Annotated in this window: 20 protein-coding genes; 2 read left to right on the forward strand and 18 right to left on the reverse strand. The window is 39.5% G+C overall.

Features of this window, described 5'->3' with window-relative positions:
• Nucleotides 1–15: 15 nt before the first annotated feature.
• The 12 genes from KK487_RS11520 to rppH all read right to left on the reverse strand — a co-directional run bounded on the left by KK487_RS11520 (nt 16) and on the right by rppH (nt 13,126).
• Nucleotides 16–2,976: a hypothetical protein gene (locus tag KK487_RS11520; protein ID WP_252190542.1), complete on the reverse strand. Its 2,961-nt coding sequence runs from the start codon at nt 2,974–2,976 to the stop codon at nt 16–18.
• A 33-nt stretch (nt 2,977–3,009) separates the two neighbouring features.
• Nucleotides 3,010–3,834: a fimbrial biogenesis chaperone gene (locus tag KK487_RS11525; protein WP_215521762.1), complete on the reverse strand. Its 825-nt coding sequence runs from the start codon at nt 3,832–3,834 to the stop codon at nt 3,010–3,012.
• Between the two features lie 21 nt (nt 3,835–3,855).
• The gene (locus tag KK487_RS11530) at nt 3,856–4,305 is read right to left on the reverse strand and encodes a DUF4402 domain-containing protein (protein WP_128583137.1); all 450 of its coding nucleotides are present in this window, start codon (nt 4,303–4,305) and stop codon (nt 3,856–3,858) included.
• A gap of 39 nt (nt 4,306–4,344) precedes the next feature.
• The gene (locus tag KK487_RS11535; protein WP_215521763.1) at nt 4,345–4,935 is read right to left on the reverse strand and encodes a DUF4402 domain-containing protein; all 591 of its coding nucleotides are present in this window, start codon (nt 4,933–4,935) and stop codon (nt 4,345–4,347) included.
• A gap of 137 nt (nt 4,936–5,072) precedes the next feature.
• Entirely contained in the window at nt 5,073–5,669 is a 597-nt protein-coding gene (locus KK487_RS11540) for an SPOR domain-containing protein (RefSeq protein ID WP_128583136.1), read from the reverse strand.
• Nucleotides 5,670–5,739: 70 nt separating this feature from the next.
• Nucleotides 5,740–6,642: an SPOR domain-containing protein gene (locus tag KK487_RS11545; protein ID WP_252190543.1), complete on the reverse strand. Its 903-nt coding sequence runs from the start codon at nt 6,640–6,642 to the stop codon at nt 5,740–5,742.
• Between the two features lie 225 nt (nt 6,643–6,867).
• A complete protein-coding gene (gene galU, locus KK487_RS11550) occupies nt 6,868–7,746 on the reverse strand; it encodes a UTP--glucose-1-phosphate uridylyltransferase GalU (protein WP_013465615.1) in 879 nt (292 codons plus the stop codon).
• A 17-nt stretch (nt 7,747–7,763) separates the two neighbouring features.
• Nucleotides 7,764–8,615: a thymidylate synthase gene (locus tag KK487_RS11555; RefSeq protein WP_010387816.1), complete on the reverse strand. Its 852-nt coding sequence runs from the start codon at nt 8,613–8,615 to the stop codon at nt 7,764–7,766.
• A gap of 13 nt (nt 8,616–8,628) precedes the next feature.
• A complete protein-coding gene (gene lgt, locus KK487_RS11560) occupies nt 8,629–9,432 on the reverse strand; it encodes a prolipoprotein diacylglyceryl transferase (RefSeq protein ID WP_215521764.1) in 804 nt (267 codons plus the stop codon).
• Nucleotides 9,433–9,444: 12 nt separating this feature from the next.
• On the reverse strand, nt 9,445–10,254 hold the full coding sequence (locus tag KK487_RS11565; RefSeq protein ID WP_013465618.1) for a sulfite exporter TauE/SafE family protein: 810 nt from the start codon (nt 10,252–10,254) through the stop codon (nt 9,445–9,447).
• Between the two features lie 65 nt (nt 10,255–10,319).
• On the reverse strand, nt 10,320–12,584 hold the full coding sequence (gene ptsP / locus KK487_RS11570; protein WP_013465619.1) for a phosphoenolpyruvate--protein phosphotransferase: 2,265 nt from the start codon (nt 12,582–12,584) through the stop codon (nt 10,320–10,322).
• A 23-nt stretch (nt 12,585–12,607) separates the two neighbouring features.
• A complete protein-coding gene (rppH, locus tag KK487_RS11575) occupies nt 12,608–13,126 on the reverse strand; it encodes an RNA pyrophosphohydrolase (protein ID WP_013465620.1) in 519 nt (172 codons plus the stop codon).
• Between the two features lie 531 nt (nt 13,127–13,657).
• On the opposite strand from rppH, the gene mutH reads away from it, so the two are divergent.
• Nucleotides 13,658–14,329 carry a DNA mismatch repair endonuclease MutH gene (mutH, locus tag KK487_RS11580; RefSeq protein ID WP_128583134.1) on the forward strand — a complete coding sequence of 224 codons (672 nt, stop codon included), beginning with the start codon at nt 13,658–13,660 and terminating at the stop codon, nt 14,327–14,329.
• Nucleotides 14,330–14,342: 13 nt separating this feature from the next.
• Here the strand turns inward: mutH and KK487_RS11585 are convergent, their stop codons facing one another.
• The 6 genes from KK487_RS11585 to rlmD form a co-directional block, all read right to left on the reverse strand.
• A complete protein-coding gene (locus KK487_RS11585; protein WP_128583133.1) occupies nt 14,343–15,317 on the reverse strand; it encodes a prolyl hydroxylase family protein in 975 nt (324 codons plus the stop codon).
• 143 nt (nt 15,318–15,460) lie between these two features.
• Nucleotides 15,461–16,759: a phosphopyruvate hydratase gene (gene eno / locus KK487_RS11590; RefSeq protein WP_013465624.1), complete on the reverse strand. Its 1,299-nt coding sequence runs from the start codon at nt 16,757–16,759 to the stop codon at nt 15,461–15,463.
• Nucleotides 16,760–16,855: 96 nt separating this feature from the next.
• A complete protein-coding gene (gene pyrG, locus KK487_RS11595; RefSeq protein WP_013465625.1) occupies nt 16,856–18,490 on the reverse strand; it encodes a CTP synthase in 1,635 nt (544 codons plus the stop codon).
• 157 nt (nt 18,491–18,647) lie between these two features.
• A complete protein-coding gene (gene mazG, locus KK487_RS11600; RefSeq protein WP_215521765.1) occupies nt 18,648–19,472 on the reverse strand; it encodes a nucleoside triphosphate pyrophosphohydrolase in 825 nt (274 codons plus the stop codon).
• Nucleotides 19,453–21,609 carry a GTP diphosphokinase gene (relA, locus tag KK487_RS11605; RefSeq protein ID WP_215521766.1) on the reverse strand — a complete coding sequence of 719 codons (2,157 nt, stop codon included), beginning with the start codon at nt 21,607–21,609 and terminating at the stop codon, nt 19,453–19,455. The genes mazG and relA overlap by 20 nt, the downstream gene beginning before the upstream one ends.
• A gap of 8 nt (nt 21,610–21,617) precedes the next feature.
• Complete coding sequence (rlmD, locus tag KK487_RS11610) at nt 21,618–22,943, reverse strand: 23S rRNA (uracil(1939)-C(5))-methyltransferase RlmD (RefSeq protein WP_215521767.1); 1,326 nt, start codon at nt 22,941–22,943, stop codon at nt 21,618–21,620.
• Between the two features lie 111 nt (nt 22,944–23,054).
• Between rlmD and barA the strand changes: the two genes are divergently transcribed.
• A complete protein-coding gene (barA, locus tag KK487_RS11615) occupies nt 23,055–25,829 on the forward strand; it encodes a two-component sensor histidine kinase BarA (RefSeq protein WP_013465629.1) in 2,775 nt (924 codons plus the stop codon).
• Nucleotides 25,830–25,847 lie beyond the last annotated feature (18 nt).

Raw genomic sequence — 25,847 nt, forward strand, 5'->3', positions numbered from 1 at the left:
TAAACCTTATTGTTATTAGTGGCTAATAAGTTGCGCTTGGACTTGGCAGTTCAAGCCTTTCACTTTTAATTCTGCGCATACTTGTTCAAGCTCTCCTTGGGCAGACTCGGCATAAGCGACGGCTAAAATATACCGCTTTTGTTTATCGTCTTTAATATAAAAAGCATCACGCTTTAATTGCTCATTTAGATGGCGCTTAATTAATTGATAATACGCTTTCATAATCGGCAATGATGAAAACCCACCCGCATTGGCAATATACGCTGGCGTTTGTGTTTTTTCTTTCAGTTCAAAGTCAACGCCCATTACTACTTCACCTTGCGCTGGTAAATTCACCATTACTTGTTGCGTATCTTTTAAGGACTTACGTTGCTTAAACTCATCATCTATAACCGCTTTATATTCGCCAGGGCGTAAATCGGTAAACAAATAATAACCATCATAAGCAGCTTGAGTTTGCGCCACTTGCTTGCCTTGTTTGTCGAGTAATTTTACGGTAGCAAAAGGCTGTACTTCACTACTGCCTTGCTCATCTTGTTTGTAAACAGTTCCCTCTAATTCACTACTGTTGTTAAGCGGTATTTCCATATATTCAACAAAACCGGCACGCGGTGTAATTGAAAAGCCATCGTTGGCGGCAACTAAAAAAGGCTCGCTAATACTAACAGGCTCAATCACTATGTCGGTTGTTCTATTCGCCGGCATACCTTTAAGTATCGCTAAGCCATTTTCGTTAGTTACAGCTCGGCGATAATTTTGAACTCCTTTTACCTTAACGCCTTCAATTCCCTTTTCTCCGTCATCTTGAATATTGTTATTATTTGAATCAAGAAAAACTCGAACCATTAAAGTCCCTGAATTTACGAGGCTTCTTTTACTTAAAAAGTACTCGTCAGTGTTCGTATCAAAACCGATACTAAAGCGACTAAATAAACCTAGTCGCCAATTATCATCGTCATCGTAGCTCATTGTGCTATTTAAGCTAAAACTATCGCTTTGCCAATTTAGACCCAACTCCATAGAAACTAAATCGTTTATACGGGAGTTTCTTAGTGTGAATTCAGATTGCAAATTCTGAGATAAATTACGGCTTAATTCTGCTTGGTAACCCAGTATAGTCGAACCAGAGTCTGCGCTGTAGTCAACACTAAAACGAGTGTATGTTTTACCAAATCGATGTTGAAGACGCATACTACCAAGTGTTGTTGCATCATCTAAAGAATCAAATTTTCGCCAAATTAAATTGTTACTAACAACGGTACCACCTAAATTATACGATAAGGTATTATCAACACTTAAATATGAGTCACTAAATTCTCTGTTGTTATAGGCGAGCGTATTTTGATAGCTCAAGCTTCCAAATGATTCATCAAATAACTTTCCTGCCGTGTATAGTTGATAACTTTCAGTTTTCGCTGTATCTGTATCACCAACTATTTTTTCATTGTTTTGAGACAGGCTTAAACGTACCGATTGACCAACTAATTCACCTCTAGCTGCGACCTCTAGCTTATCTTCATCGTTATTATTTTTTTCATAATCTAGATTAAGTAATACCTTATCAAATATACTCAGGTTTGAACCAAAGGCATAATTGTTAACATTATCACCCGAATTGCTATTTAATATTGATGTACCAGCATAAACCGATAAATAATCAGTTAATCCCGTTTCATAACGACCCGCTAGCTGCCAACCTTTGCCTTGTGTCGAATAAAGTGACTGATTAAATAACTGCTCACCTTGCTCAGTAATTGACAACTCATAAAACGATTCATCTGCTGACAAACTATTACCATCTATAAAATATTGCTCTGTTTTTCGCTCTACTTGTCCTTGTGGACCATAAAAAATCAGCTCAAAATTATTAGCGCCAAATAATAAATCAATGTCTTCAAATAAATAGCGCCCATCAGCTAAGCTAAACTGCTGCGCTAGCAGTACATCATTTCTATATAACTCAACATCCCACCCTGGTTGAATGGCACCCGTTAAGTTAATTTGATTACTATTAACCTGTTTAAAAAGTGGTTTGTTATCAACTTTTACTCCTCTGGCGTAACTACCATTAAATCGTTTACCGACTTGAGTTGCTAATACATCTCCAAATTGAACCGTTGTCGCATTTAAAGGACCTAATAGGCGTGCATCTTTACTTTGACGGCTAAATGATAATCTTGAATCAGATAGTAAATCTTGTTTTCGCCCTGCAAAAAAATACTGAGTATTAAAATAGGCCAAGTCATTTGATCCTAATACAGAGTACCCTATCGCTGAATCCGTATTACTCTTAGTTGCACTAAGCTGCACATCAGCAAGAGGCGATGAAATTGCGCTGTATGGACTGGCCTTCCAAGGTAATATTGCTTGACGTGACTCTCTATTCGTTACAGTTTCTCGCTGCTCTCTTTCGCGTTTTAATTCTATAGGCAATTTGGTGGGGGAGCTTACATTTAGCTCAAGTGCTGAATATTCAATATCAATATCTAACGAAAACCACTGCGCTAACAAGTTACTATCAACAAACATATCGCCGTTCTCAGCATAAGCTTGTTGGCTGTTAAATGAATATCTAGCGCCGTTAATTTGTACTGTTTTTGTATTTAGGTCTAGATAAAACTGATTATCTTCACGAATAAACCAGCCTTGAGCAATAAGGTCATCGCTATTTATATCGATAGCAAAATCCAGGCTTTCTGAAAAACTTAATAAATCTATTAATACACCGGTTTTACTTTTCACCCCGAGCATTTCACCCAGGTAATTTTTTTTCACGAACGATGAAAAAAATAATAACTCGCCTTCGGGGATGCCCTCACCTTGCTGCACATTAAGCTCAGGCTCTGTTCTTTCATTTGCAGCTTGACCAGTGTTGTATCGCTGCCATTTTTTATCTATTTTTTTTATGCTAGCAAAAATGGCCTGAGTGTCAGGCTCTGCTGCTAATAATGGATCAATTGATAAAAAAATGATCAACAACCACTTTAAGCGCTTAAAGTAATACATCGCCTATTTCAAGTTACCGATAATTGCATTATTAATTGGCGCAACCTTTTCACTAAAAATAGTATCGCGATATTCTTTAAGCCCTGTATAAATTACGCGAATTTGACCATTTTTCGGGATATTTTGATCTGCAAAAATTGGTATCGTCGCCGTTGTTGTTTTTAGCTCAGGGTAAATACTAAAATCGTTTAACATAGCGATCTTTTTCTCTGTATCCGTTCCTTTTTGCTTAAAGAAAACTTCTAACTTGCCAAAAGAGCTAAAGCCCCCCTCTCGCTTAATTTCAATCTCAAGCGCTTTTTTTTCTGGGCTATGTATAAGCTGTAAATTGCTAATATTAACATTAGGTTTTTCAGCGCCTTTTCGCAAAATAACAGGGATAGTGTAACTTAATAGTAATTTCAAATTAATACCAAGTCTTTGTTGCTGGATTTGAGTTTCATTAGGGAGTGCTTTAAATGCTAAGTGAGAACGGTATTCCTGTTCTATTAAACCTTTTGGCTTTCGAATAGCAAGCTTAACAATCTGCCTTTCTCCTGGTGCTAATCTAACTTGCGATGGGCTGATCCTAACCATATTTTTAAGTGAAGATGAACTTTCTTGATCAGCCGCTAAATTAGCATACCCACCGCCAGCTAGTGCAACTTTGTCTTGCCACTCCAACCTATAAGTTTTTGCTTCATTAGAGTTATTAACAACAATAACTTTAGCAACACGTTGACGCTCATCAAAATTGATTCTTGTTGGCGAGATAAGTAAGTTTGCATAAGAATGGAAGCTAGTTAAGATAAAGCTTACTAAGATAAAAAAAGTTTTTATTATTGTCATTTAATCAACATCTCTAGTTGTCTAATAATTTAGCGTCACTTCAATTGTAGTATCAAAGATACCATCTTTATAAGTATTTCCGTCACCCGAGGTACTTAATTGCCCCCCTACTCTCAATAAAGCAGTTCCTGTGGTATCGGTTGTAATGGTCGTATTATAAATGAGTTGATTTAAAATCAGTGGCGCGCCACCAAAAATGTTATTTAGGGGCTGATCACTTACAAAGTCACTCACGTTTACCTGGATACGTGCAGGGTATCCTTCAAGCAACAATTCGGCTGCATGGCCTTTTTCAAGTAAATATATCTTATTGGTTAAGGTATTTGTGTTACTGGGCAACAAGGTCATAGAGCTAACACTTTGGTTATCACTGATAACAATTTTACCAAAATTCAATTGCTCAAGCGGTGTAACTTGTGCGTATAAATCCGTAGTTAAGAAAGCTGCTAGTATGAGTAAAAATAATTTCATAAAGTAGCCTGCTTTATACAATAAAGCAGGCTTTGCCCATTAGTAATTTAATTCTAATGTAAACGTGCCACTGTATGATCCATCGATATAATCACTAGTTGCAGCAACCCCTGTTGTGGTTAATGTTGCACCAAAATTAAAAGTTGCTTCACCATTTGAATCAACCTGAATGGTCGTTGTAGCTGCGCTATTAGGCGTCGCACCGGTTAACACATAATACGTTGGAGTGCCCAAAGTAAATGCAGCAGTGCCCGCAGGTGCTGTATCAGGCGCAATCGCAGTTTCAGTCGGATTTGTAATGGTCAATGTACCAAAAGGAGAAACACCAGAAACAGAAAAAGAAGCTGGTGTACCTGCTACTAAAATTGCAATTTCAGCTGCGGTTGCATCTGTAGAAGCCGTTGTAGGAGCAGTAGCAGGGTTTGCGGCTAATACTAATGTTGCAGTCTCCGTCCCCGTTAAATCACCTGAAGCCCTGATTGTACCAAAATCTAGTGGTGCATCATTCGTAAAGGTGAATGCGTTTTGAACTGTAACACCCGCTTGAAAAGAAGCAGTTTCTGCAGCCGCACCGAAAGAAAGAACAGTCATTGATGCAGCTAACGCTGCTTTAGTAAATATTTTGTTCATAGTTTTCCCTTAGACATAAAGTATAAACCTGTTAGTCAGGTTATGTTAAGTATCGGCCAAAATCACTAAAAAGTTAGAAAATATTTACTTTATTTTGATTTATAATAACAGGATGAAAAAATAAGCGTAAAAAAACCTTAAACATCCTCTGAAAATGTCGCTAAGGTACACTTATTACCTATTTTGTAAAAAAACAAACACAACTGCGCCGCTTGCTGTTGATTTTTCAGCGGGCCTGCTACAACACTATAAAACGTTGTTGATTCCTTTTGTTGCTCATTAATGCGGTATTGTAAAATACTGTTTAACTGAGGGTATTGCTCTTTTAGTCGCTGTACTTGCCTTTTGGCTCCGTTAGAAACTAAATAACGTCCAATTTGTACACCGTAAATTGCTTTGTTTATACTGATAGTGTTATCGGCTAAGACAGTTTCTGAGGAGAGTTGTAAAGATTGCTTAGAGCCATATTCAACACGTTTTACCTTCTCTTTCAATGGCTCAGGTACGGTATCAATATCTGTTTGTGCAGAAAGAGCTTGAATCAGTAATGATAAGTCCTCTTCCATGGTGCTTAAACGCGCTATCTGCTCTTTGTTGTTATCCCATTGCTCTAAGTAAGGTTTTATATCTTTTTCACGCACAAGCTTGTCGCTTTGTGAGTCGACGGGCATTAGCTGGTTGCTGCAACCAGCTAATGCAAATGGTATTAATAATGTTATTAAATGAAGTTTCACTTTAGGCACCCATTACAAAAGACTAGCTATCTAAAGCTATTATGCAATAAAAGCGCCAAGTAATACTGTTTTATAACCTAATTGGTCCGTCAGTGTAGTTACTCACAAAACAGTCAACTTTATAAAATTTAAATACTTCGCAATCATCCTCTGCACTTTTAAAGTTAAAATACTCACCTAATTTTAGTCGATAATAGGTTTTGTTATTAACCTTTGCTTTTTCAATATTTGTCGTGATTTTGTCCTTAAACAAAGGCGCTGCTTTTTTGTTAATTTGCTTCCATTCTTTAGCAACACTCTCTTGTGAATCGAGTGACGCAACCTGCAATGCAAATACTTTTTTGTTGGTATCAACCATTGCCACTTTTGTTAGCTTCGATGTTTGAGAGAATACTTTTTTCTTCACGATTGAGTTCGTTGCTTTCGCAGGCAAACTAACAGCGTGCTTACTGTAGCTTTTTGAAGGGGCTGTAATCATTTTTGTAGGAACGCTAGCATAGCGACTACTGTGTCGCTGATTGTATAGAACGTCCCCTTTAGAGGATTTTGCGTAGCGATTACTATACCTTTGCCTTGGTCGTTCAACTTTATCTGAGGTGCTTGCGTAATTATTACCATACCTAAGATTTGGCGGCGCCTTTGTGTTTATTACTGAGCGAGCATAACGATTGCTAACAGCCTGATTAGATTGCGCTATTGCTTTACTGTTAATAATATCCAGGTTATCAACTAAATATGTGAGCTCACGTTCTAACTTTAATAGCCGCTCTATGCCAGAGCGTGCTTGCTGCCATTGCAAGGCGGCATCTTTTAGTTGAGCAAGCTCAAGTGCAGTGATAGTTACATATTCAGGTGAATCTTTAACTTGTTCATTTAATGATGTTTTATCAGGCGATATCGTACAACCAGTACTTAATAACAACAGTAATACGACTAATAGATATCGGTGATACTTTTTGCTGTATTCACACATTGATTGTTTCTCTTTCAATAGTTTAGACCGCTCAATTAAGTCAATTTTCAATTGAATCAATAAAGCACGTTAACAACAAAAAAACTTGGGTTAACATAAAGATTACAACACAATGTTAAATATGTCTGTATAACTGCAAAAATAGTGATAATTTAAAATACTAAAAAAACTATTTTACAATCAAAAAAAGCGCCATATAGGCGCTTCTAATAATGATAAGTTTATTTAAATTAACGTTTTAATAAACGTTTTAAGCTCACCGGCGAATTCATCACGACGAAGAGCAAATTCAATGGTTGCTTTTAAATAACCAATTTTACTGCCACAATCATGGCTTCGGCCTTTCATTGCGTAGGCATCTACTTTTTCATCTTGCATAAGCATGGCTATTGCATCTGTTAGCTGAATTTCATCACCAGCACCTTGAGGGGTTTTAGCCAGTAATGGCCAAATATTTTTACTCAACACGTAACGACCAACCACAGCAAGGTTTGAAGGTGCCTCGTCAACGGGTGGTTTTTCTACCATGCTTTGAATGGGTGAGCTTTCACCTTGGTTTAACTCAACATCACCTAAATCCACAACACCAAATTTATCTACGTCATCTTTAGGGACTGGCTCAACCATAATTTGACTGTGTTTAGTTTGCTCAAAGCGAGTAATCATTTCAGCTAAGTTGTCTTTTGTTAGGTCACTTTCTACATCATCAATAATAACGTCGGGTAAAATAACCACAAAAGGTTCATTGCCAATAATAGGGGCGGCACAGTTAATAGCATGGCCTAGGCCTTTTGCTTCACCTTGACGTACGTGAATAATGGTCACATCTTTAGGGCAAATAGACTGTATTTCGGCAAGTAATTGCCGCTTTACACGTTTCTCTAACGTTGCCTCTAGTTCAAAGCTGGTATCAAAATGGTTTTCAATCGAGTTTTTACTCGAATGCGTTACTAGCACTATCTCTTTAATACCAGCGGCAACCGCTTCGCTAACAACGTATTGAATGAGTGGACGGTCTACAACGGGCAGCATTTCTTTTGGAATTGCTTTAGTTGCCGGTAACATACGTGTTCCAAGGCCGGCTACGGGGATCACTGCTTTCATTATGCTCTCCTTATTTTTTAAACTGAAAATGGGTATTGAATAGCCTCGTGGCATTGATAACCAACCACCTCAAAATCATCACGTGTTACCCATGTTTCTATATCTTCGAGCGACTTAATCTCTGGGTTAATTTTTAATTGAGGAGAAGCAAATGGCTCGCGCTTTAATTGCACATCTCGCATTAAATCTAGCTGATTTTCGTAAATGTGGGCATTGGTGATTTTATGATATGCCTTACCTGCTTTGTGGCCAGTAATTTGTGCAACCAGTGCCAATAAAACAAAACATTGAATTTGATTAAAGTTTAGACCTAGCGGTACATCACAACTTCGTTGGTACGAGGTTAAATACAGGGTATCACCTAGTAATGAAAAGGTATGTGTATGCATGCATGGGCGCAAGCAGCCAAGCTCAAACTCACCTGGGTTGTAAAAGGTAATAATTTCGCCGCGATCATCAATGCCATTTTTTAAATTATTGATGACCTTTGCAAGTTGATCCAGTGTTGAACCATCAGGGCGTTGCCAGCCTCGTCCTTGCACGCCATAAACGCGCCCCATATCATCCTCACCTTTACGATTAGGATTATTAAGCCAGGCACTATTTTCATTGGCGTTGGCATCCCAAGTTTTACAGCCTATGCTACGAAACTGCTCAGCACTGTCATAGCCTCTTAAATAACCTAATAATTCAGCAATAGCCGCTTTGTAATAGCTTTTTCGCGTGGTGATCATTGGGAACTGATTATTAGCCACATCGTATTCTAAATCAGCGTTTATAACCGTTAAACAACGTGTACCGGTACGCTTGTTTTCAACCCATTGTCCTTGGTCAACAATGCGCTGACATAATTCTAAATATTGTTTCATCTAACTTCTTCTTTTAAGCTTTTGCCGCTGTTTTTGATTGTGGTTGTTTATAGGCCCAAATAAGTAAGCCTAACCCGCCAATTATCATTGGTAACGATAGAATTTGCCCCATAGAGATAAAGTCGGCAAATAGCCCCAATTGCGCATCTGGTTGGCGAAAATATTCAATACAAAATCTAAATACGCCGTAACCCAGTAAAAACAAACCCGACACACTTCCCGCAGGACGTCGACGCTTAATAAACCACAATAATATGACAAACAATACAAGCCCTTCAAAAAAAGCTTCGTAAAGTTGTGAAGGGTGGCGTGCAAGCGGGCCTCCAGTTGGAAACACCATTGCCCACGGAACATCAGTGGTACGCCCCCATAATTCGCCGTTAATAAAGTTACCTATACGCCCAGCCAGTAAACCAACAGGCACTAAAGGTGCTACAAAATCACCGACTTGTAATAACGATTTTTTACGCTTGTAAGCAAAAATAGCAATTGCAGTGATCACCCCCAGTGTTCCACCATGAAACGACATGCCACCTTGGTCTATTCTAAACAAATATAAGGGGTTTTCGATAAAATAGCTAAACTGATAAAACAGAACATAACCAATACGCCCACCTAATATAACGCCCAGCATGCCGTAAAAGAGTAAATCGCTGACTTCGTCTTTAGTCCAACCTGAACCGGACTTATTAGCTTGACGATTAGCAAACCACATCGCAAACGCAAAACCAATTAAGTACATTAATCCATACCAACGAACGCTAAGTGGCCCAATAGAAAAAATTATTGGATCAATTTGAGGAAACTCCAGTGCCATAAAAATAAACCTTTAGCTAAAAACCATTTTAATAGCGATGATAACAAGTAACATCGCGAAAACTTTCTTAATTGTATTCACAGGTAAGTAATGCGTTGCTTTGGCGCCTATTGGCGCTATAAACCATGAGGTAACAACAATCCCTAACAATGCAGGTAAATAAACAAATCCCATAAAACCATGCGCTAAGTCAGTTACTTGCCAACCGGCGCTGACATAACCAATAGAGCCAAAAAAGGCAATTACAATACCACATGCAGCAGCGCAACCAATTGCCTTTTTAATATCAACCGAAAAATAGTGCAACATAGGCACAAGTAGTGCGCCACCGCCAATCCCAATCAACCCAGATAGTGCCCCCATTATCGCACTAATACTTCCTAGCACGGGGCCTGCAGGCATCGGGTGACCTACGCTCACTTTATTACGGGCAGAAAGCACCATTCTCATAGCAATAAAAACCACACTCACCGCAAACACGGTTCGTAACATTTTCTCAGGTATAAAGCTGGCAGCAAAGCCGCTAATCAAGGCGCCAATGGCCACACCCGACATTACCCAAGGGGCAATTTTCCAAGGCACATTATCATTTTTATGATGAGCTAACGCTGAAGAAGTCGAGGTAAATAAAATAGAGGCTAAAGATGTCGCAATAGCGATAACTAATACATGATCGGCAGCGGCCACATTAAAACCCAGTAACAAGCTCGTTAGCACCGGCACAATGATTAAACCACCGCCTATGCCTAGAAGTCCTGCTAAAAAACCAACAATGCAACCTAATAACGCACAACTTGCAACTAGAAGTCCTAGTTCATACATAGTTATCTCTAATACATTTAAGAATATGTATATTTTAATTGATTATATAAACAATAACAGCTCTATCATTTAGGTGTATAAAATAAATTACCTAGCTGATGCTCTATCATAAAATTACGGGTTAAACGCAACACTTGTTTAGCATTGGGCTGTGCTAAACACTCGCTCAGTAATTGTTCCATGTCACTAACATTTAAGCGCCTAAGCACCCATTTCACTTTATTTAACGACGATAAGTTCATACTTAAACGTCTATAGCCCATGGCAATAAGTAATATTGCTCCCTCGGGATCGCCGCCAAGCTCACCACATAAACTAAAGGGCAATTCATAGTGCTCACATTCGCTGGCAATATTATTTAATACACGTAACACAGCTGGATGATAAGGATTGAATAAATCGGCCACACGGGCATTTGCTCTATCTACCGCTAATAAATACTGAGTTAAATCGTTACTACCCACTGAGCAAAAATCGACTTTTCTAGACCACTCTGGCAGCATAAATACACTTGAAGGTACCTCAAGCATAATGCCAATATCTGGCTTTTCTATTAATTGCTCAGGAAATGTTTCGCTTAACTCATAATAGGCTTGGTTATACAATGCCAGCGACTCTTCAACTTCATCAGTGCCACTGATCATAGGCAGCATTATTTTTAAATTACCTAAGCCAATATTCGCTTTGAGCATGGCTTTGAGCTGATCTAAAAAAAGCTCAGGATGATCTAGGCTAATTCTAATACCACGCCATCCTAAAAACGGGTTTTCTTCGGTAATATTAAAATAATCTAAAACTTTGTCGCCACCAATATCTAACGTTCGCATAACTACGGGGTTAGGATAATAGCTACTGAGTACTTCGCGATACCATTTTTCTTGTTCTTGTTGCGATGGAAACTGCCCTTTTTGCATAAACCACGCTTCGGTTCTGTAAAGACCAACACCATCACAAATATGGGCACTATTTTGTTGCGTATTAAGTTCAAGCCCTGCGTTGAGCAATAAACTAATATGCTCCCCGTCCAAGGTAATTGCAGGCAGTGATTGCTCTTCTAAAAAACGATTGTTGAGTAAGTTATCTTGATGTTGTAACTCGGTATACTCATCAATAAGCATTTGCGAAGGCGAAATATATAAACGCCCAGCAAAAGCATCTAAAATCATTTCTTTGTTATCAAACTGCAGTAACGGTAAATCTTCAATACCCCAAATTGCAGGCACCCCCATTGCTCGCGTTAAAATAGAGGCATGGCTATTAGCTGAACCATTAATGCTTACCACACCTGCTAAACGCTCATTTGGCACTTCTGCTAACATCGCTGGCGTTAATGTGTGAGCGATGAGGATTGTGTTTTCAGGGTAGTCTTTTATTGCATGCTCAGTGTTCACTAAGTGATGAAGCACCCGTAAGCCAATGTCTTTAACATCAACCGCACGCTCTTTAATGTAAGGGTCTTGCATTTCATTAAACTGCGCAACTAAACGTTCAATCACAATTTTTAATGCACTTTTTGCACACCAACCTTCTTGTAATTGTGCCTCTACATTATGACCTAAGCTTTTAGCATCCAATAATTGCTGATACACATCAAACACCGCCAACGCCTCTTGCGGTATGGTATCGCTTAATGTCATCGATAAAGTGCTAAATTCCTTGCGCGTTGCAGCAACCGCTTGCGTGAATAAACGGCGTTGTTCATTCACATCACTATTTTTAGTAAGCTCTATGGACTTAAAATTAAGTTTAGGAATAACAACAAAGGCTTTACCAATACTAATGCCTGGCGCACTAGACACCCCTTTTAAAACCGATGTTTGATGAGACGACTCATCTTGGCGCAATACTTCTTTTATTTCGGCATGCGCAAGCTGTGAAGCTAACTGCGCTGAGAGCGTAATTAAAAACGACTCTTCATCTTGAGAAAATACTCGAGCCATTTTCTGTTGCACAACAATAACGCCTAATACCTTTTTTTGATGAACAACAGGCACAGACAAAAAAGCGTTGTAGCCTTCTTCGTTCACTTCTGGGGAGAGTTTAAAGCGAGGATGCGATTTAGCAAACGCAATGTTAATCGCCTCTTCGCGCTGAGCAACTAGCCCAACAAGTCCTTCAGTAAAGCCAATTCTAAATTTACCCACCGCATCGGGGTTTAACCCTTCGCTGGCCATTAGTACAAAGTTATCTTGACTGTAATCGGCAAAATAAATGGAGCAGCACTGGGTATTCATGGCATCTTTTACCATTTTCACAAAGCACACTAACGCATCGTCTAAATTCGCTTGTTGCGAAACAGACTCAGCTATCGATCTGAGTGTTGCCAGCATACACTGCTCCTTTTTATGTAAAACTACCTTTTGCTTCGCCAATTGTCTTTTTGTTGCTCTCGCTTATTGAAGGGCATAGCAAAAGGAGCAAACTCTTTCATAACACGTCGATAAACATCCCGTTTAAACGATACTACCTGCCTTACTGGATACCAATAACTCACCCACCGCCAATCATCAAATTCAGGATGGTGCGTTTTTAGTAAATTTACATCTTCATCTTTACAGCGTAACTTCAGTAAAAACCATTTTTGTTTTTGCCCAATACACACCGGACTTGAGTCGCGGCGGATTAATCGTTTGGGTAATTTATAGCGTAACCAATGTTTTGAGCTTGCAACTATTTCTACATCTTCTGGTCGCAAACCTACTTCTTCGTGTAATTCACGGTACATAGTTTGTTCTGGTGTTTCACCATCATCAACACCGCCTTGGGGAAATTGCCAAGAATGTTGACCATAGCGTCTGGCCCAAAACACTTGCCCCTGATTATTGCAAATTACAATTCCGACATTGGCACGAAAACCTTCGGCATCAATCACCTTAGTGCCTCATTTGTAAGTCGATTTTTTATGATTGTTCCACATTAGCTGCAATACGGCAAATACTATTACGTGCAAGCCTCGTTAACATCCTCGGTTAAGGCAAATTAATGGCAAAATCCATTGCATGTGAATAACAAACAACACTGCCATGAGTGTAAATACATAAAAACCACACTGTTTGTGCTGGTTACTCACAGCTTGTGCATAACTTTTGTAAAACACGCTCATTTAGCAAACAAATCCACAATACAAGATCTAAAAAGTGATGTTCTCCACAGAATCTGTGGATAAACATGTTTATACATCTGTATTTATCCTTACAACAATTATAGACCTTAATTAAAACTGAACACTTAAAACAAAAAAAACAATGCAGTTCAGTTACTTAGTTAAATTTAGCGTTTTAAAACAGCGCATAAAATTGCATCACATACAGTACGAACAAAATTCAACCAACCGCTAAAGATATCCACTAACAAGCTAATTTGCTATCATGGCGCTGGTATTTATTCAACTAAAATAAACAGTATGCAACCTTTAAAACCTCATTCAATCAATCAATTAATGCAACGTGTCAATGCTATTGCAGGGCTCACACTTGGACAACTCGCACAGCAGTACCACTTTAAAACGCCAGATGATTTATTGCGTGAAAAAGGCTGGACAGGTCAACTGATTGAGTATGTATTAGGCGCAACAGCTGGGTCAAAACCGCTACCCGACTTTGAAGATTTAGGCATAGAGCTTAAAACATTGCCTATTTCATATAGAGGTAAACCGCTAGAAACTACCTTTGTGTCGGTCACCCCGTTAATGAATGTAACCGGCATGACCTGGCACACAAGTAGCGTACGTAAAAAGTTGAATCATGTTTTATGGTTGCCTATTTTAAGTGAGCGCGATATTGCCCCTTTTGATAGAACCATAGGCAGTGGCTTTTTGTGGCAACCTTCCCCCGTGCAAGATGCGCAATTACAGCGTGACTGGGAAGAGCAAATGGAGCTTATAGCCCTTGGCCGGGTAGATGAAATATCAGGACATTTAGGGGATGTAATGCAAATACGGCCAAAAGCAGCTAATAGCAAAGTAGTTACCGATGCCATAGGCCCCAACGGGCAAATTATACAAACTCTGCCCCGTGGCTTTTATTTGAAAACCAGTTTTACAAAAGAGATATTAAAACAGCAGTTTCAGTTGTAATTATTTGTCGGTATTAATTTTTGCACCAAATAGATTCGCGTAACCAAAAAGGTTTTTCTCGCATCCAAAGCGTACAAATCCACTTTTCACCTAATAATACGGGTTTTCCACTATGTACTGAGTTTTTATCTACCTGATTACCAATCATATTATTAAATTTAATTACTTGTCCTTGCTTGGCTTTAACACTTACATTCCAGTCTTTAAAAGCGGTTTCTCCACCTTCAAATCCGTCATTTAAATTTATAATACGTGTTCGCCGTCTTTGACCAAAAAAATTAAGTTCTTTTTTAGCATTTTCATTTGAAGGTGTAATAAAATCATAGTGCCATTTGTATTGCTGACCTTGAGTATAACGATAAATAATCATAGGCTCAGCATATGCTAAGTCAGCATAGTCGTCTGAACATATGATGCGCTGTAATATAGCTATTAAAATATTATCGACTGGTAATTGTGTTATAAGCTGCTCATTGTCTCTGATGTCTATAACTTTTTGTCTTGTAGAGTTTTCAGCATACACCCCAGCTAAATTTAAATTATTATTAGCAAGCTTTATAATCTCCTGCGCTAATTCATTCGTTAGTTGCGTTTCTAATGTTGTCACAGGTAATGATTGTTCAGAGGATTGAATATTCAATGGCATAATTAAGCTACTCCACAACCCTATTAAATCGGTTTCAATACCCTGCTGTATAGTCTTAGGAAGGCCCGATATATGTTTTTCAAAGTTAATTGTTACTTGCGGAGCAGCTGTTCGGATTGGCCAAAAGTGAGATAAAACCTTAAGAGCTTCAATTTTATGATACTTAGCTAAGCATAAAACAATGGCTAGCTCCTGAGAAGAAGTTGATGATGAAACCGCATGACATAACCAATAGTGAACAAATTCAGGAGCTGTTAGCGCAAAAGACACTATTTCTTGTTTTGGAGGAAGCGTGCCATGATATTTGGCATTTATGAGGTGAGTAACATAGTTATTTTTCATAATCATTTTATTGTTATTTTTAATACGCCCCTAAAGTAACAATAAATTTACAAACAATAAACCACCCACCTGTTATATTTGCATTTATGATTAAAAATCCCCGCATAAGCGAGGATTTTTATAATTTTAAACAAATTAAAGAATTACTGACCTTTAACTTCTTTTAAACCATTGTACGGTGCTTTAGCGCCTAATTGCTCTTCAATACGAAGCAATTGGTTGTACTTAGCAACACGGTCTGAACGGCTTAATGAACCTGTTTTGATCTGGCCTGCAGCTGTACCAACCGCTAAATCAGCAATGGTTGCATCTTCAGTTTCACCAGAGCGATGAGAAATAACGACTGTAAAACCAGCATCTTTCGCCATTTTGATTGCCGCTAACGTTTCTGTTAGTGAACCAATTTGATTAAATTTAATTAAGATTGAGTTAGCAATACCATTGTCGATACCACGTTTTAAAATCTTAGTATTGGTTACGAATAAATCATCACCCACTAATTGGACTTTATCGCCCATTAGTTTAGTTTGATGTGCAAAGCCATCCCAATCAGACTCATCTAAGCCATCTTCAATTGATACAATTGGGTATTGCTCAGTTAAGTCTTTTAAGAAGTAGTTAAACTCTTCAGAGGTAAACTTTTTACCTTCACCTTTAAGGTCGTAGATATTTGCTTCTTTGTCATAAAACTCAGAGGCAGCACAATCAAGTGCAAGGGTAATATCTTTACCAAGCTCATAACCGGCATTTGCAACAGCCACTTTAATTGCTGCAAGTGCTGCTTCGTTTGATGCAAGGTTTGGTGCAAAACCGCCTTCGTCACCAACAGCTGTTGAATGGCCATCTGCTTTAAGCACTTTTGCAAGGCTGTGAAATACTTCAGCACCCATACGCAATGCTTCACGGAAATTAGCAGCACCAACTGGCTGAACCATAAATTCTTGAATATCTACTGAGTTATCAGCGTGCTCACCGCCGTTGATGATGTTCATCATTGGTAGTGGCATAGAGTAAACACCTGGCGTGCCATTTAAGTCAGCAATGTGCTCGTATAGCTCTACTTTTTTAGATTGTGCAGCCGCTTTTGCGTTAGCAAGTGAAACCGCTAAAATAGCATTAGCACCTAGTTTTTCTTTATTTTCAGTACCATCTAAATCAAGCATTACTTGGTCTACATCACTTTGAGCAAGTGCATTTTGACCTTTTAAAGCCGCTGCAATTTCATTATTAATGAAACCTACCGCTTTTAATACGCCTTTACCTAAATAACGAGTTTTATCACCATCACGTAATTCTAATGCTTCGCGAGTTCCTGTAGATGCACCTGATGGTGCAGCAGCACGGCCCCATGAACCATCAGCTAAATATACCTCAGCTTCTACAGTTGGGTTACCACGCGAGTCCATAATTTCACGACCGATTACTTTTACGATTTCTGACATCTTGATTCCTCTATATTCCCAAAATGGTGAGTACGGCTAACCTAGGCTAGCCTTAGAAACAAAAAAGGCCGCGCAATATGCACAGCCTTTTTTAAATTACGAAGACGCTTTTTGGTAGGTATGAGCCGCAGCTACAAACCCTTCAAATAGCGGATGACCATCGCGTGGCGTTGAAGTGAATTCCGGGTGGAATTGCGCTGCAATAAACCAAGGGTGATCTTTATTTTCAATAATCTCTACTAGCTTTTTATCTTCAGATAAACCAGTAAAGCTTAAACCTGCTTGTTCAAGCTGTGCAACGAAGTTGTTATTAACTTCGTAACGGTGACGGTGACGTTCAACAATTTCGTCGCTGCCATACACTTCGTGTACTTTAGAGCCAGGCGTTAAATGGCATTTTTGTGCGCCTAAACGCATTGTGCCACCTAAATCAGACTTTTCATCACGTACTTCTACGTTACCCTCAGCGTCTAGCCACTCAGTGATTAAACCAACCACTGGAGCCTCTGAGTTTGCATTAAATTCCGTTGAGTTTGCATCAACTAAACCGGCAACATTTCGTGCGTATTCAATTAGCGCAACCTGCATACCTAAACAAATACCTAAGTAAGGCACTTTGTTTTCACGAGCATATTTAGCCGCTAGAATCTTACCTTCAACACCACGACCACCAAAACCACCTGGCACTAAAATAGCATCTAAGCGAGAAAGAATATCCGTTCCTTTAGTTTCTAAGTCTTGTGAATCAACGTATTGAATATTAATAGTTAAACGATTTTTTAGTCCCGCATGTTTTAATGCTTCGTTTACTGATTTGTATGCATCCGGTAATTCAATGTATTTACCAACCATACCAATTGTCACTTCACCCGTTGGGTTAGACTCTTGATACAATACTTGTTCCCACTCAGCTAAATCAGCCTCAGGCGCGTCTAAATGGAAACGACGACATACAAAGTTGTCTAACTCTTGCGACTTTAATAACGCAGGGATTTTATAAATACTGTCTACATCAGGCAGTGAAATAACGGCTTTTTCTTCAACGTTTGTGAACAATGCAATTTTTGCACGCTCGTTATTTGGCAGCTTACGGTCTGAGCGACAAATAAGAATATCTGGTTGAATACCGACTGAGCGTAACTCTTTAACTGAGTGCTGAGTTGGTTTTGTTTTCACTTCACCGGCAGGGCCTAAGAATGGCACTAGCGTTAAGTGAATAAATAGCGCACGTTCACGACCAATCTCTGTGCCCATTTGACGAATAGCTTCGATAAATGGTTGAGACTCAATATCGCCTACCGTACCACCAATTTCAACGATTGCTATATCATGGCCTTCTGCGCCATCATAAACACGTTGCTTAATATCATTAGTGATATGAGGAATAACTTGAATTGTTGCGCCAAGATATTCGCCACGTCTTTCACGACGTAGTACATCTTCATATACGCGCCCTTGCGTAAAGTTATTACGGCTGGTCATTTTGGTGCGAATAAAACGTTCGTAGTGACCTAAATCAAGGTCCGTTTCTGCGCCGTCTTCGGTAACGTATACTTCACCGTGTTGAATTGGGCTCATTGTGCCTGGGTCAACGTTGATGTAAGGATCCAGCTTTAAAATGGTAACATCTAAGCCACGGGCCTCTAAAATAGCGGCCAACGATGCTGCTGCAATACCTTTACCCAACGAAGAAACAACTCCGCCAGTAACGAAGATAAATTTTGTACTCATGCGAACCCTAGAATATCAGGAATTAAAAGGAATATAATACCCAAACAAGTGATTTTGGAATATAAACAAGACGGGGCGAAATTGTACCAAAACATAGCTAAGCAATCCAGCTAAAATTGGTAAATCTGTGCACAAAAAACAAACATTTTTTATGTCCCTATTTATTTAGTTTTTTTATCGCATCCCATGCTGCATCCATTTCCTCTAAAGACGCAGAATCAATACATTTACCCTGTGCAATTAAGTAGTTTTGTACCTTTTCAAACCGTGCAGAAAACTTATCGTTGGCACTGCGAAGCAGTTGTTCGGGGTCGCGTTTAACGTGGCGCGCTACATTAACAGTAGCAAACAGCAAATCACCTAGCTCTTCTGCTGTATGATCTGAGTATGGGTCATGAGCTAAGGCTTCTTTCACTTCTTCAACCTCTTCACTCACTTTATCAATAGCACCGTGATAAGTTGGCCAATCAAACCCTAACGCAGCGACCCGTTGCTGAATTTTTTTAGCTTTTGTTAAGCTAGGTAAACTGTTTGGTATATCTTGCCAAAGCGCTGAGCTTTGATCTTGAGGTTTAGCCGCACGCTCTTGTGCTTTTATTGCTTGCCACTGCGCGGCTAATTCGGCATCGGTTTTAGGTGTGTCTTGCGCTGAAAATACATGCGGATGACGACGCAACAGCTTTTCATTTAACTGTGCCACTACATCGTTAAAATTAAATAATTGCTGCTCTTGTGCTAGTTGCGCATAAAACACAATTTGAAATAGTAAGTCGCCTAACTCATTTTTTAAATCGCTTAAATTATTCGTTTCAATACAATCAGCCACTTCATAGGCTTCTTCAAGCGTGTGTGGCACGATTGACGCAAACGTTTGCTTGAGATCCCAAGGGCATCCGCCATCAGGGTTTCTCAGTGTTTGCATTATTTCCAGCAGTTGGCTTAAAGCCTCATTATTAGCCTGATTACTGCCCTCGTTTTGCACTGTGCACCCCTTCTATCTGGTGTAACTTAGAAAGCACTTTATTGGTGCCTTGTAAGTCATGCACTTCTATTTGCATCACAAAAATAGCCGTTTGAGTGCTATCAACCGTGTTGACATTCATATTGAGCACATTGACTTTTTCATTCGCCAAAGCAGAACTAATATCACGAATTAAACCAGACCGATCGCTGGCTTCAATACGAATAGTTAACGCGTAGGAGCTGCTAATATCATCTGACCAACTTACTGAAATAACGCGCTCTGGGTGCTTGTTTTTTAAATTACTAAACGAGTCACAATCCTCACGATGCACGGCAATGCCACGGCCTTGGGTAATATACCCAATAATTTCATCCCCAGGTACAGGGCGGCAACAGCGAGCAACATGGCTCATTAAACTGCCTACTCCATCAACCACAATACCGTTTTTATCGCCAGTCACTTTACTGGGCGATTTAAAGCGAATAACCGGCTCGTGCTCCGTTCTATGGGTAATAAAGTTGAGCATTTGGTTAAGGCGAATATCGCCTGCACCAATGGCGACCATTAAGTCATCAAGCTCTCTAAAGTTAAAGCGCTTTATCGCTGGGTCTAAATCTTTGTAAGTTAACTCTAACTTTTGTAATTCGTTATCAAGGATTTCTTTACCCGCGCTTAAATTTTTATCGCGGTCGAGCTGTTTAAACCAATGATGTATTTTGGCTCTAGCGCGAGAAGACTTAATGTAACCTAACGACGGATTTAGCCAATCACGACTTGGATTTGGCTGCTTTTGGGTCAGTATTTCAACCTGATCGCCGGTACTTAATTGATGAGTAAACGGCACTATTTTGCCAAATATTTTTGCACCAATACACCGATGCCCTACATTGGAGTGAATGTAGTAAGCAAAATCAAGAGGCGTTGCCCCTAGCGGTAAGTCAAAAATATCTCCACGTGGAGTAAACACATAGACCCGGTCTTCAACCACTTGGTTTTTAAGCTCTTGCGCTAAATCGCTGCCATCAACCACTTCTTCTTGCCATTGCAGTAACTTACGCAACCAGCTAATTTTTTGCTCATAGCCTGAACCACGCCCTGGTAACGCACCTTCTTTGTACATCCAATGTGCGGCAACGCCCAGCTCTGCATCTTGATGCATGTCGTGCGTTCGTATTTGAATCTCAACAGTTTTACCTTCGGGGCCAAATACTACGGTATGAATAGATTGATAGCCATTTTGTTTTGGGGTCGCAACGTAATCGTCAAATTCTTTATTTAAATGGCGCCAATTAGTGTGCACTATGCCTAGGGCACCGTAGCAATCTTGCAGGCGCTCAACCACAATTCGCATCGCGCGTATGTCAAACAGCTGATCAAACTCGTAGTTCTTTTTCGCCATTTTTTTATAAATGCTGTAGATATGTTTTGGCCTGCCGTATACCTCGGCTTTAATACCCGCTTCATGTAGGCGCTGTTTTACTTGCTCAACCATATCAGCCATATACGCTTCACGGGCAAGGCGCTTATCATCAAGTTGTTTAGCTATATTTTTATAAATATCTGGGTGTAAATAGCGAAAGGCTAAATCCTCTAGCTCCCACTTTAATTGGCCAATACCAAGGCGATTAGCAAGCGGTGCAAATATATCCGCAGTCTCTTTGGCTGCAATCACTCGCTCTTCTTCAGCGGCATCTTTTACGTTGCGTAAATGGCACACCTGTTCGGCTAATTTAATCACCACGGCACGCACATCTTCCACCATAGCAAGCAACATACGGCGAATATTATCGACCTGCACGGTACCATTTCCTTGATGAGCTAACGTACTTATGGTGGCCATTTGCGACACACCCGTTAATAACACCGCAACATGATTTCCTAAATGCTCTTCGACAGCGTCAATGCTCACTACATCATTTAAATAATAAGGGGTTAAATAGGCGGTGGCTAACGAGTCAGCATCTAAATTTAGCTCAACCAAAATCTCCACCATCTCTATGGCGGTATTTTGGCGTTCGCTGTTATCACAAGTTTGGCAAAGTTGCTGCGCTTTATTGAGTAAGCTAATTTTTTCCTGAGACAAATCAAGAGATTCTACGCGTGAAAAAAAGTCACCCGCTTTGTCATGTTGATGAGATTGACGTGTCGCTACCATAATGCGCTTTACCTCCGTTGAAATAACGCCATAGTTTCGATATGCCCCGTATGAGGGAACATATTCATTAGCCCTATTTTATTAAGTTCAAAGCCGGCTTGCGAAATAATAGCGCTGTCACGGGCTAAAGTAACAGGGTCGCAAGAGACATATAAAATCGCTTTAAACTGCGTTAATGGAAGCTGCTCTAAAACTGCCATAGCACCAGTGCGAGAGGGGTCGAGTACTAAAATATCTAACTCTTTATTAAACCACGGCGCTTTTTTAATACTCGTGGTTAAATCAAAACAATGAAATTGAGTATTTAAAATAGAGTTAGTGTGCGCATTTTGCGTCGCTAATGCAACCGCCGAAGTAACGCCTTCAATTCCTGTTACTGTTTTAGCCTGCTTTGCTAACACTAAAGAGAAGTTACCAATACCACAAAATAAATCCAGTACATTTTCATCACCTTGTAATGCTAACCAGCTCGCCGCTTGAATTAACATTGCCTGATTTACACTCGCATTGACCTGAATAAAGTTATTTAGTCCAAATTCAAATTTTATATCTAACTGATCAAGCTTATAAAATGGCATCGCTAAATGGGCATGATCAATCATATCGCTATCACTTTGCCACACTAATTGCCAATGATGCGCCGAGACACTTTGCTCAACAAACGCTTTATCTGTGGGCGAAATGGCTTTTGTATGACGAATAACAATAAAGTGTTGCTCATCTGCAGCGCATAACTGCAAATGACTTATACTGTGCAGCGCCTTATTATGATTAATTATGTTATCAAATACGTTAAATACCTCTGCAAATACGTCACTTAATACTGGGCAATGATTAATGCTAACAATACTTTTAGAGCCACGTGCTCTATAGCCTACCCGCATTTTTTTTGCTGCTTTGTCGAACATTACGGCAATGCGGGCACTACGTCGGTAATGCGTTGCTTGGCTTAGCAGCGGAGCTTGCCAGTTTAAATCGGTTAATTTTGCAAATTTGGCAAATAATTGATTTACTGCTGCTTGCTTTTCAACGACTTGTTGTGTGGCATCTAAATGCTGCAACTGACAACCACCACATTGGCTGTAGTGTTCACAAATGGGTGTAGTGCGATATTCACTGGCTTTGAGTATTTTAAGCGTGTCAGCTTGGCTGTAACGTGCTTTATCATCAATTAACTTGGCTTTTACTCGCTCACCAGGTAATGCCCCACTGACAAAACACACTTTATTATTATGCTTAGCAATACCACGTCCGTGGTGATCCATTGCCGTTATATCAAGTTCAAGTGATTGCTGTTGAAGTGGTTTTTTCTTTGCTTTAAATATTTGTGCCATTAGGCATTACCTTAAAAGGTTGATGAATCACGTCTCTACCTAGATACTTTGAGAATAACTATGAGTATGTATATACTCACATTCAATAAAAATGATAATAATGCTCAGATTATGACCAAACTAGGCTTGCGCGATTCTGTTTTAACACTCACCCTGATCCCCACAGTGATCATCGGGCTATTACTAGGTGGTTATTTTACAATAAATCGTTACATTGAGCTTGATGAAATTTTATATCAACAAGGCACAACGATTGCTGAACCTCTGGCTATTGCACTTGAACAACCTTTACTGGAAAAAAATAAAAAACTGCTTAATCGCATAATTCGCTATACACACAACAAACACTCTCCTTCGATTAAATCGATTGCCATCTTTAATGATAACAACCAACTTATTATAACCAGTAATTATCATCGCTCATTCGACACTTTAATTGAGCAGACGCAATTAAATGGCTTTAAAGCCACCTATGTTCAGCAAAGTGAAGACTTAGTAACCTTTTTCACCCCTATCATTAACCATACAACCCCCAATAGCGACTGGAATACTTCTGAGTTCCAAACCTCGTTGGGCACCGTTGTGATTCAGCTTAACCGCGATAAAGCTGTTATTGGCCAACAACGTGCATTATTGGTCAGCGGTATTATTATTATTCTCGCCTTAGTATTAGCCGCTATTTTAGCGCTAAGACTTAGTCGGATGTTTATGACCCCGCTTAATAAGTTAGTACTTGCTACCGACAGGTTGATTGAAGGTAAAAGACAAACCGGATTAACTGAACCCATGAATGGCGAGTTTGAGTTATTACGTGAGGGGCTCAATACCATCTCGCATTCTATGGTGATGCAAAAAGATGAAATGCAAAAAAATATTGATCAGGCAACCAGCGATTACCGCGAAACGCTTGAACAATACGAAACACAAAATATCCAGCTCACCATGGCTAAAAAAGAAGCGCAGGATGCTAACCGCGTTAAATCTGACTTCTTAGCTAAAATGAGTCATGAGTTACGCACCCCACTTAACGGGGTTATTGGATTTACCCGCCAGCTTTATAAAACGCCTCTGAATAAAAACCAAAAAGATTACCTTGATACCATAGAGCTTTCGGCTAACAGCTTAATGACTATTATTAGCGACATATTAGATTTCTCCAAGTTAGAAGCCGGAGCCATGGAGCTTGAGTCTATTCAGTTTCAACTGCGCGATAGCGTAAACGAAGTTATGACCTTACTAGCACCTAGCGCACACGACAAACAACTTGAGCTTTCTATTTATATTAATCCTCAGGTGCCTGATCACTTAACTGGCGACCCCACACGGTTTAAACAAGTGCTGATTAACTTGTTAAGTAACGCGATTAAATTTACTGAAAAAGGCGCGATAAAAGTTGATATTAGCCATCGTTTGCTTGATGAAGAGCGCACCTCTGTCTTGGTGTCAGTCGCAGATACTGGGGTAGGTATTCCAGCAGATAAACAAGACGCGCTATTCACCGCCTTTGGTCAAGCCGACTCCAGTATTACCCGCAAATTTGGTGGTACCGGCTTAGGGCTTATTATTACTAAACATATCGTTGAAGCAATGAGCGGCCGTATTACCTTAAATTCAGCCCCTGGTAGCGGTACTTGTTTTACCTTTAATGGCGTATTTAGATTACCAAATCATGTATTTATCAACGATTTGCCTACCCAGTCATTAATTGGTAAACGTGTTCTTTATTTAGAGCCGCATAAGCATACCCATCATGCTGTTGCCTCATTATTACAAGAGTGGAAAGTCAGTGTCACTCCTTGCTATAACGAAACCGAATTTTTAGAGTGCATAAAAAATTCAGAGATCAATTTTGATATTTGTCTTATTGGTCACATGGCATCAGTTGACGATATGCAGCGTTTAAAAAGCTATGTAAAAGCGGTTAGAGAATCAACCGATTATTTATATTTAATGCTTAATACCGTATCGCACAACATGCGCGAAGCCTTCATCGGCAGCGGCGCTGACGCCTGTTTGAGTAAACCTCTTAATCACCGAAAGCTATGTGAGCTATTAGCTGCGCCTTATCGACTCGACCACCCGGCACATAATATAGAACAGCATGAACAAACCCTGCTGCCACTAAAAGTGTTAGTGGTGGATGATAATGACGCTAATTTAAAATTAATTTACACCCTACTCAACGAGCAAGTTGAATTAATTGATACCGCACATAATGGGTCACAAGCGTATAGTTTAAGCAAAAGCCATAAATATGATGTGATTTTTATGGATATTCAAATGCCTATAATGGATGGTATTACAGCCTGTAAACTCATTAAAGAGTCATCTTTGAATGAAGATACGCCTATTATTGCCGTGACGGCGCATGCACTTAATAGTGAAAAAGAACAGTTATTAAAAGATGGTTTTGAAGGTTATTTAACTAAGCCTATCGATGAAGATATGCTAAACCAAATTATTTGCGATCATAGCCCGCAATTACCAGTGAGTCGTGATAAGTCAAAAAGCACATTTGAACATAGCCCTGCTCCTTTTGATAGCACTCGCCTTGACTGGACGCTGGCATTGCAACGTGCAGGCGGTAAAGCAGAATTAGCCAATGAAATGCTTAATATGTTACTGCTAAGCGTGCCCGAAACCCTGAACTTACTAAATCAAGCAATAACCAGCGAAGATTGCCCTCAAGTACTTAGCGTTATCCATAAATTTCATGGCGCATGCTGCTATACAGGTGTACCAAAATTAAAAACATTGGCTGAAACGATCGAAACATCACTTAAAAATGAATGTACGCTTGAGAATATTGAGCCCGAGTTATTTGAGTTGCAAGACGAGCTTGAAAACTTACTTGTTGATGCCAACATTGATATCACTAATAAATAAGCTCGTCTTTAATATCGT

Source organism: Pseudoalteromonas sp. SiA1 (assembly GCF_018732205.1).
Taxonomy (GTDB): Bacteria; Pseudomonadota; Gammaproteobacteria; order Enterobacterales; family Alteromonadaceae; genus Pseudoalteromonas; species Pseudoalteromonas tetraodonis.